Annotated in this window: 1 pseudogene; it reads left to right on the top strand. The window is 74.1% G+C overall.

The features are described from left to right. Positions 1-379, top strand: a pseudogene (locus tag ACWCOM_RS18595) (GDSL-type esterase/lipase family protein); the annotation flags it as partial.

Genomic DNA, 379 nt, shown 5'->3' with positions numbered 1-379 from the left:
GACGAGCTGCTGGCCGGCGAGGGCGACCCGCGGGCCCTCGGCTGGTTCGGGCGCGTCATGGCCCGCACACCGCACCACGTGGCCCCCGTGGCGGCCTACAACCTCGCCGCCCCCGGCGAGGGCCGCGAGTCCCTCAACGAGCGCTGGTTCGAGGAGGCGGCCCGCCGCTTCTCCTCCGGTCCCGACAACCGCCTGGTCATCGCGCCCTCCACGCTGGACATCGACCTGTCCAGCACGAGCGCCCGCTCCCGCCTCAACATCTCCCACATCATCTACACGGCGTCCCCGCACAACGTGCGCGTGCTCGTCGTCGGGCCCCCGCCCACGCAGGACGCCGAGCGCTACCGGCGCATCGAGCTCCTCACGGCCGCCTACGCCG

The organism is Kocuria sp. KH4 (assembly GCF_053711175.1).
Note: the sequence above shows the minus strand (reverse complement) of the source record. Positions and strands in the feature narration are given on the sequence as shown.